This is a genomic window from Aeromicrobium sp. PE09-221 (assembly GCF_002174305.1).
In the GTDB taxonomy this organism is placed as follows: domain Bacteria; phylum Actinomycetota; class Actinomycetes; order Propionibacteriales; family Nocardioidaceae; genus Aeromicrobium.
Map to the genome: position 1 here is coordinate 24,921 of NZ_MIJB01000043.1, position 8,022 is coordinate 32,942.

At 69.0% G+C, this 8,022-nt stretch carries 9 protein-coding genes; 5 read left to right on the top strand and 4 right to left on the bottom strand.

Annotated features, from left to right (window positions below; translation table 11 throughout):
- Positions 1-40: 40 nt before the first annotated feature.
- Complete coding sequence (locus BHE97_RS18590; RefSeq protein ID WP_201791534.1) at positions 41-652, bottom strand: ribonuclease H; 612 nt, start codon at positions 650-652, stop codon at positions 41-43.
- Positions 653-825: 173 nt separating this feature from the next.
- Here BHE97_RS18590 and BHE97_RS18595 point away from each other — a divergent pair, with 173 nt between their 5' ends.
- Together BHE97_RS18595 and BHE97_RS18600 are read left to right on the top strand one after the other, a co-directional pair.
- Positions 826-1,110 (top strand): hypothetical protein, encoded by a 285-nt coding sequence (locus BHE97_RS18595; protein ID WP_087625530.1) that lies wholly within the window; start codon positions 826-828, stop codon positions 1,108-1,110.
- Between the two features lie 46 nt (positions 1,111-1,156).
- On the top strand, positions 1,157-2,494 hold the full coding sequence (locus tag BHE97_RS18600; RefSeq protein ID WP_087625531.1) for an NAD(P)/FAD-dependent oxidoreductase: 1,338 nt from the start codon (positions 1,157-1,159) through the stop codon (positions 2,492-2,494).
- A 3-nt stretch (positions 2,495-2,497) separates the two neighbouring features.
- Here BHE97_RS18600 and BHE97_RS18605 read toward each other — a convergent pair whose 3' ends face one another.
- A complete protein-coding gene (locus BHE97_RS18605; protein ID WP_087625532.1) occupies positions 2,498-2,695 on the bottom strand; it encodes a DUF6458 family protein in 198 nt (65 codons plus the stop codon).
- Between the two features lie 313 nt (positions 2,696-3,008).
- On the opposite strand from BHE97_RS18605, the gene BHE97_RS20495 reads away from it, so the two are divergent.
- The gene (locus BHE97_RS20495; protein WP_201791535.1) at positions 3,009-3,962 is read left to right on the top strand and encodes a M23 family metallopeptidase; all 954 of its coding nucleotides are present in this window, start codon (positions 3,009-3,011) and stop codon (positions 3,960-3,962) included.
- 5 nt (positions 3,963-3,967) lie between these two features.
- On the opposite strand, the gene BHE97_RS18615 is transcribed toward BHE97_RS20495, so the two are convergent.
- Positions 3,968-5,341, bottom strand: coding sequence for a VWA domain-containing protein (locus BHE97_RS18615; protein WP_087625534.1), 1,374 nt, complete (start codon positions 5,339-5,341; stop codon positions 3,968-3,970).
- Positions 5,338-6,216 carry a MoxR family ATPase gene (locus BHE97_RS18620; RefSeq protein WP_236757789.1) on the bottom strand — a complete coding sequence of 293 codons (879 nt, stop codon included), beginning with the start codon at positions 6,214-6,216 and terminating at the stop codon, positions 5,338-5,340. The genes BHE97_RS18615 and BHE97_RS18620 overlap by 4 nt, the downstream gene beginning before the upstream one ends.
- Positions 6,217-6,234: 18 nt before the next feature.
- Here BHE97_RS18620 and BHE97_RS18625 point away from each other — a divergent pair, with 18 nt between their 5' ends.
- Both BHE97_RS18625 and BHE97_RS18630 read left to right on the top strand, forming a co-directional pair.
- A complete protein-coding gene (locus BHE97_RS18625; protein WP_087625536.1) occupies positions 6,235-6,615 on the top strand; it encodes a hypothetical protein in 381 nt (126 codons plus the stop codon).
- 19 nt (positions 6,616-6,634) lie between these two features.
- On the top strand, positions 6,635-7,927 hold the full coding sequence (locus BHE97_RS18630) for a M20/M25/M40 family metallo-hydrolase (RefSeq protein WP_087625537.1): 1,293 nt from the start codon (positions 6,635-6,637) through the stop codon (positions 7,925-7,927).
- Positions 7,928-8,022: the final 95 nt, after the last annotated feature.

Below are 8,022 nucleotides of genomic sequence, written 5' to 3' on the forward strand. Positions count from 1 at the left end.
CGTGGAGCGCCCGGTCAAACATCGGGCTGGCCCGCGTCGTTCAGCGCGCGAGCCGCGCGGCTTCGCCCGCCAGCCGGTCGGCCTCTTCGTTCAGCGCATGCTGGTTGTGGCCGCGCACCCACTCCCAGGTCGTCGCCAGGCCGGCCTCTTCCCGGGCCCGCAACAGCGCGTCCAACCGCTGCATGAGGTCGACATTGGCGACCGGCTTGCCGGCGGCGGTTTTCCATCCCTTGCGCTTCCAGCCGGGAATCCACTTGGTGGCCGAGTTCAGCACATACTGCGAGTCCAACTGCAGGTGCAGGGGAGACGTGGGATGTGCCTCGAGCGCGTGGATCAACGCGAGCAGCTCACCGATGTTGTTGGTGCCGTTCGCCAGGCTGCCCGAATCGCTGCGGCCGTCGGTGGCCACCCAGGCCCAGCCGGTCGGTCCGTCGGGGTTCACCAGACAGGATCCATCGCACGCGATCGTGACCACGCCATCGGGCACCAGGGACTCCGGTAGCGGCTCGGGCTCGACGACGCCCCCGAGGACCGCATCGACCTCAGCGACCAGCATGCGCGCGTGGGCCGCCGAGAGGTGCGCAGAGCCGAGATTCAGGGAGCGGAATCGCTCCAACAGCCGGGACTTCTGGTCTTCAGTGAGTCCGCTCATGGTCCCTCTCGCGATATCGACGGTGCGGGAAGAGCCTACGACCTCCGACCAGATGAGCGGCAGGTGGTTCACCGGCGGAGGGGGCAGTCGACATCCCCGATGCCATATGAGATCGTGGCCGCCCGGGGGCACACATGGGCGCCCGCCTTCCCTGCGATCAAGGAGCGAATGGGTTGCGAGACAGCGAGCACGAGCGCCTCGCCTTCGAGATGAGCCTCATTTTGATGAAGAAGCTCGGCTGTGAGATGTATCTGACAGCCGGAGTCGGACTCATGGTGTGCCTCGAGCACCCCGACGCTCCCGAGCACGAGCTGCAGGCCGAGGGCATCTGTCCCTTCGCCCGCCACCAGGTGGACGCCGTGCTGAAGATCCACGAGGACGGACGTCTGCCCGCGTATATCGAGGCGCTCGACGAGTACACCGGCCTGCTCAAGGACGTCGGCCCCGAGGGCCCCTGACGCCACTCAGTCAGCACATGCCATCCGCCGGGCGGACGATGGTCACATGAACACGTGCGATGTCGTCGTCATCGGTACCGGACCGGGAGGCGAGTCCCTGGCCACGCGCCTCGCGGGTGAAGGACTCGACGTGGTCGCCGTCGAAGCCGAGCTCGTCGGAGGGGAGTGTCCCTACTGGGGATGCATCCCCTCGAAGATGATGATCCGCGCCGCGAACGCGCTCGCCGAGGCGCAGCGCGCCGGGCGCCTCGGCGGACGCACCGAGGCCCAACCCGACTTCTCGTTGGTGGCCGACCGGATCCGTCGCGAAGCCACCTCGGACTGGGACGACTCCGCCGCAGCCGACCGACTCACGCGCGCGGGTGTCCGGCTCGTGCGCGGGCGCGGAGTCGTGGTCGGAGAGCGCACCGTCGAAGCCGCCGACGAGCGGTTCCAAGCCCGCCTCGGCATCGTGCTCAACACCGGAACCGTGCCCGCAGTGCCGCCGATCGATGGACTCGACGCCACGCCGTACTGGACGAATCGGGAGGCCGTCGCCGCCACCGAGGCACCGGCGAGCCTCGCCGTCATCGGAGGTGGCGCCATCGGCCTCGAGCTCGCTCAGGCGTACGCGCGGTTCGGCACGGCCGTCACCATCCTCGAGGTCGCGGACCGCATCCTGGCGGTCGAGGAGCCGGAGTCCAGCGATGCCCTCTGCGAGGCGCTGCAGAGCGAGGGGATCACCGTTCGTGAGTCCGTGTCCATCGACCGCGTCGACCACGGCGAGGACGGATTCACCATCTCCCTCTCCGCCGACGAGGTACGCGCCGAGCGCCTCCTCGTCGCGACCGGCCGTCGTGCGCGTATCCACGACCTCGGGCTGGAGGAGCTGGGCGTCGACACGTCAGCCAAGACGCTGACGGTCGATGACGAGATGGCGCTCGGCCCGGGGTTGTGGGCGATCGGCGATATCGCCGGACGCGGTCAGTTCACGCACGTGTCGATGTATCAGGCCGCCCGCGTCGGTGATGTGCTGCTGGGCCGCGACCCCGGACCGTACGACACGAGCTTGCCGCGCGTGACGTTCACCGATCCCGAGATCGGGGCCGTCGGGCTCACGGAGAGTCAGGCCCGCGGCCAGGGGATCGATGTCCGTAGCTCGAACACCGAGATCCCGGCGAGCAGCCGCGGCTTCATCCACGGACCGGGCAATGACGGTTTCCTCAAACTCGTCGTGGACGCTGAACGCGACGTGCTCGTCGGCGCGACCTCCGCCGGACCCAGCGGTGGTGAGACCTTGTCGTTGCTTGCACTCGCCGTCCGCGCCGAGGTGCCCCTGGACGTGCTGCGCAACATGATCTACCCGTATCCCACGTTCTACCGGGCTATCGAGAGCGCGCTCTGAGGGTCATCGAGGCGGAGGCGCGTCACGCCCGCGGCGGCCGGCGCGCCCGGCGAGCAACAGCGAGAGGACCAGCCCGAGCACCCCGACGCCCATCAGGATGTAGCCGGTGGTGACGAGGTCGATGCCGTTGACCGCGTCTTGGACAGCGAAGGCCAGGATCGCTCCGATGGCCAGCAGGAAGAGTGAACCGCCGATGTACATACTGCGACGATGACAGCGGAACGGCCATCGCGCATCCTCAAGGACACCGCAGGGGTGCTCGGCGGCCGCCTGTCAACCCCTGCGGACGAGATCAGATGATCATCCGAAATCTGTGGAGAGTCTCCACGCATGTCGGAAGTTATCGGTAGAGTAGGCCGCGGCTCGTTCCCCACCGACTTCCGAGGTTCTCGTACCGATGACGACTGCGTCCCGACGCTCGCCCGCGCCAGCGGACGGACCTCGACCTCTCGGGGGTGCGCGGCGACGCCAGCGTTCACCACGTCGATGGGCGTCTCCGCTGGTTGCGGGCACCGTGAGCCTGGCGGCCGCCGCCGGCGGTGTCGCTGCCACCACGGGTGAGGACACCTCTGTCACCACGGTCGCCCCGGCTCCTCTCGCCGTCGCCGACGTGCCGACGGTCCCCGATGTGATCGAGGAGCCGATCGATCCGGGTGCCTCCGTCGAGCTGGAGTCGGCACCCGTGGCCGATGCTCCGGGGATGTCCGAGGGACAGGAGGCCGCGGGGCTCGCTGCGTCTGATCCGGGCGAGGAGATGCCGTCCGGATCAGGCGAAGCAGTCGAGCCCGGGGAGCCGGGTGTGGCGGCGCCCGATCCCACCCCCCTGACAGACGACACCAGTCCACTGGCCTCGCAGCTGCGCGCACAGGCGGAGGTGCCGGAGGAGGCGACCGGCCCGGTCAACCTGGCCTCGGCACTGCTCCCGCCGATGCTCCCGGACTTCGCCGCGCAGCGGGAGGCGGTGAACGCCGAGAAGGAGCGGATCGCCGGCCTCGTGCAGGAGCGACAGGCCCAGCTGCAGGCCGAGGCGGAGGCTCGCGCAGCCGAAGAGGCGCGCAAGGCCGATGAATGGGTCATGCCGCTGGAGAACTACCGCCTCTCAGCACGCTTCGGCCAGGCCGGCCGGATGTGGTCCAGCGGTCGCCACACGGGTATCGACCTCTCCGCGCCCAGCGGCACGCCGCTGTACGCGATGCAGGATGCCGTCGTCGCCTCTACCGGTTATGCGGGGGCCTATGGCAACCGCACCGTGCTACGGCTCGCGGACGGCACGGAGCTCTGGTACGCCCATCAGTCGCGGATCGATGTCGAGCCCGGGCAGGTGGTCCGCAAGGGGGACCGGATCGGTGCGGTCGGGGCCACCGGCAATGTCACCGGACCGCACCTGCACCTCGAGGTACATCTCGAGGACGAGAGCGAGGCGGTCGACCCACTGCCCATCATGAAGGAGCACGGTCTGCGCCCCTGACGGGCTCACACCGGCAGCAGTCGCCCCACTACCGTGCTCAGCTGCTCGATCGTGCAGCACTCGTACATCGGCACCACCTCGCTGTACGTGAGCGCCTCGGAGTCGCCCAAGCCCCAGCGCGAGCCGTGCTCGGGGTTCAGCCAGAAGGTGCGCCGTGATCGCTCGGCGATCCGGTGCAGGGCATCGAGACGCGGCCGCTGGTTGTTGTTGCGCGCGTCGCCGAGGATCAGCACGGCCGTCCGCGGTCCCACGGCGTCCTCGAAGTCCTCGATGAAGTCCAGCAGTGCCTCGCCGTAGTCGCTGCTGGTGTGCCATTTGGTGACCCGCGCCTCGGCGAGGATGCGCGAGCTCAAGTCCCCGTCGTTCTCGCGGACGAGCTCGGTGACCTCGGCCATCGCGTTGACGAAGGCGAAGACCCGGACCTTGCTGAACTGATCGCTCAGCGCTTTGACCAGCAGCATCGTGAAGTCCGAGAAGCCCGCCACCGATCCCGACACGTCACAGAGCAACGCCACCTCGGGACGGGACGGCCGGGGAGCGGCGTAGACGGGTTTGACCGGGACGCCGCCCGTGCTCATCGCCGCGCGGAGCGTCCGCCGGATATCGATCTGCCCGCGCCGCCGACGGCGACGGCGCGCCGACAGACGGGTCGCGAGGCGTCGGGCGAGGGGTTGGACCGTGCGCCTCATCTCCGCGAGCTGGTGGGCATTCGCGCTGAGGAACTCCACACGGTCCTTGCTCGGGGCGACGGCGTGCCGCGACACCACATCGCGACCTCGCACCTCGGCCGTACGTCGCCGTGCCTCGGAGGACACGGCGTCCCGGAACCGGCCGATCGCCCGGCGCACCTCCTCCCGGTGCAGCCTCTCGGTCACCGGGCCGTTGCCTCCCGTGCCACCTCCGCCGCCATTGCCGCGGAAGCCGACGGCCGCCGCGACGAGGGTCTGCGGGCGCAAGCGCTCCAAGGTCTGATAGGCCGACCACCCATGTGTCGACGCATCCGGCCGGCCGACCTCACCGAGCAGATCGACCGCCACCTCGGCTAGTTGGTCGAGGGCGCGGGGATCGTCATCAGCGAGCGCCATGGCGAGCAGATCGCGCAGTTGCTCGACATTGTCGGCCGCGAGCTCGTCACGGGCGGACTCGGGCGTTCCGACTCCGGCCGGGAAGAAGAGGTCGAAGGTCATGTCGAAGACATCGCGTTGACCGTCGCGGCGCACGAGCGCGGCCGCCAGCCCCTCGCGGAGGATCTCCCGGTCGTCGAAGCCGAGAACCGTCGCGACCTGCGCGGCATCGATGGTCTCGCTCGGGCCGGCGTTGATGCCCTTGAGGCGCAACGCCTCGACGAAGGAGACCAGGCGCTCGGCGACCACCGTCACGAGGTCTCGCTGAGGCTGAGCGCCGTCCGCGCCTTGTCGAAGTCGTCGTGGTGCTTCACCACGACGCCCAGGGTCTCGGCGATGACCGCGTCGTCGAGCGAGTGGGCGCCGAGGGCGACGAGCGTGCGCGCCCAGTCGAGGGTCTCCGAGACCGACGGCGCCTTGCGGAGCCCACTGGCGCGCAGCGCTCCCACGACCCGCACGACGGACTCGCTGAGTGCCGCGTCGAGGCCCGGGACCTTGAGCGAGACGATCTCACGCTCCAGTTCGGGAGCGGGGAACTCGATGTGGAGGAACAGGCAGCGCCGGCGCAGGGCCTCACTCAACTCGCGGGTGGCGTTCGAGGTCAGCACGACGAAGGGGCGCTGGGTGGCGGTGACGGTGCCGAGCTCTGGCACGGTCACCTGGAAGTCCCCGAGGACCTCGAGCAGCAGTCCCTCGATCTCCACGTCCGCCTTGTCGGTCTCGTCGATCAGCAAGACGGTGGGCCCGTCATTGCGGATGGCGGTCAGCAGTGGACGCGGCAGCAGGAACTCCTCGCTGAAAATGTCGTCCCGGGCGTCGTCCCAGGTCTCGTTGCCGCTGCCGGAGCTGATCCGCAGCAGCTGCTTGGCGTGGTTCCACTCGTAGAGGGCGCGCGCCTCGTCGACCCCCTCGTAGCACTGCAGCCGGACGAGGTCCGCATCACAGGCCTCCGCCACTGCCCGCGACAGCTCGGTCTTACCGACCCCGGCCGGTCCCTCCACCAGGAGCGGTTTGCCCAGCTCGCTGGCCAGGAAGACGGTGGTGGCGATGGCATCGGAGGCCAGATAGCCCGCGCCCGCGAGGCGCTCCTTGACGTCCTGGACCGACTCGAAGGGCATGCAGCGTGTCATGGCGTCAATCTAGTACCCATGGTCTATGTCGAGTTCGCGATGTCGAGTTCCCACCCACCCGGTCGGGCCTTCGACCGGTTGACAAGGTGGGAGGACCATTCGGTCCCCTTCACGCGGATCCGGCGCACCCCCGAGGGATTCATTGCTCGGACCGGTATCGGTCCGCTGGCCTTCGACGATCCGATGGCGATCGGCCGGTGTGAGCCAGGGCGACGTGTCGAGCTGGTCAAATGCGGCCGGGTGGTGAAGGGATGGGCGGTGATCGAGGTGGCGCCGCGGGGCGACGGCAGCCGGGTCCTCTGGCGCGAGGAGATCGGCGTCCCGGGCGTGCCCGCAGTCCTGCTCCGCCTCCCGGCGCGCTGGATGGTTCGGCATCTGGCCCGCCGCCTCGTCGGCTGACTGCCCGTACGATCGGGACATGGGGTACCTGCCTGACGCTGAGACCGTCGACATCTGTCGTGACCTGATCCGGATGGACACCTCCAATTTCGGAGACGATTCGGGGCCGGGGGAGCGGGCGGCGGCCGAGTACGTGGCCGCCTCGCTCGCTGATGTCGGTATCGATTCGCAGATCTACGAGTCGGAGCCGGGGCGGGCGACCCTCGTCGCCCGCTGGGGGAATCAGGACTCCTCGCGCCCGGGCCTGGTGATCCACGGACATCTGGACGTCGTGCCGGCCGAGGCGGCCGACTGGAGTGTCGACCCGTTCGCCGCGGAGATCGTGGACGGCTACCTGTATGGGCGCGGAGCGGTGGACATGAAGGACTTCGACGCGATGCTGCTCTCGGTCGTGCGGGCGCGGCAGCGGGCAGGGGCGATCCCGGATCGTCCGATCCTGCTCGTGTTCACGGCCGATGAGGAGGCTGGCGGACGCAAGGGCGCGCACTGGCTCGTGGAGCATCATCCCGAGTGGTTCGAGGGGTGCACCGAGGCGATCGGCGAGGTCGGCGGCTTCTCGACCGAGGTCGGTGGTCAGCGTCTGTATCTGGTCGAGTCCGGGGAGAAGGGCATCGCGTGGATGCGGTTGACCGCTAGCGGCACCGCCGGGCATGGTTCGATGCGCAATGACGACAATCCCGTCGCACATCTCGCGCGCGGTCTCGCCGCGCTCGGCGATCACGTGTGGCCGGAGGAGCCCGGCCCTTCGATGCGGCTGCTGCTGGACAAGGTGCGCGAGCTCACCGGCGCCGAGGGATCGCCGGCCGAGCTGCTCAGTCACTTCGGACCGGCGGTGCGGATGATCGGGGCGGGTCTGCGCAATACGACCAATCCGACCATGCTCCAGGCGGGCTACAAGCACAATGTGGTGCCGGGCGAGGCGGTCGCCTTTGTGGACGGACGCTATCTGCCGGGACATGCTGAGAGCTTCATGCCGGCGGTACAGGAGATCGTGGGGGACAAGGTGGCGGTGGACTCGCACACCTTCGATCGCGCCCTGGAGTACGCCTTCGAGGGTGACCTGGTCGATGCGATGACGATGTCCCTGCACCGGCACGACCCCGAGGCCCACATCGCTCCGTTCCTGATGTCCGGTGGCACGGATGCGAAGGCCTTCGACAAGCTCGGCATCACCTCCTATGGCTTCACGCCGCTGCGGCTGCCCGCGGATCTGGACTTCACGGCGCTCTTCCACGGAGTCGACGAGCGCGTCCCGCTCGACGCCCTCGAGTTCGGGTCCCGTGTCTTCGACACCTTCCTCGACCTCGCCTGACCGCCCTTCCTGAGCGGTGAGTCATCCCGCACGCCTCGCGGTGGGCGGTGAGTTATCCCGCACTTCGAACGCTGAGGTGCGGGATAGCCCACCGC